We start from the raw sequence: 248 nt of genomic DNA, 5'->3' as shown, positions 1-248 counted from the left end.
CCATTTCCAAACTTTGGGGGGCGTATATTCGGGCGTGTCCGACATGATGGTCTTCCTTGTTATTCAAGCCTGCCTTGAAAGTGGGGTTTTGCGCCGGGGTTGCAAGCAGATAGGCGCAACGAAAAAAGCCGCCCCCGAAGGAGCGGCCTTTAAATCGAATAGCTGCGAAGCTCAGCCCTGACGGGCTTTGAACCGGCGCTGCGTCTTGTTGATGACGTAAACGCGGCCTTTGCGACGCACAACACGGC

2 protein-coding genes are annotated in these 248 nt (G+C 56.0%); one reads left to right on the top strand and one right to left on the bottom strand.

The features are described from left to right. On the top strand, window positions 1-181 hold a 181-nt coding region (locus FCK22_RS19175; RefSeq protein WP_211243606.1), incomplete at its 5' end, for a hypothetical protein. On the opposite strand, the gene FCK22_RS18690 is transcribed toward FCK22_RS19175, so the two are convergent. Next, a partial coding sequence (locus tag FCK22_RS18690; protein WP_136720778.1) for a 50S ribosomal protein L36 occupies window positions 172-248 on the bottom strand: 77 nt, incomplete at its 5' end. The two genes, FCK22_RS19175 and FCK22_RS18690, sit on opposite strands and share 10 nt — an antisense overlap.

The organism is Sulfitobacter sp. 15WGC, from assembly GCF_005068605.1.
GTDB lineage: Bacteria > Pseudomonadota > Alphaproteobacteria > Rhodobacterales > Rhodobacteraceae > Sulfitobacter > Sulfitobacter faviae.
Note: the sequence above shows the minus strand (reverse complement) of the source record. Positions and strands in the feature narration are given on the sequence as shown.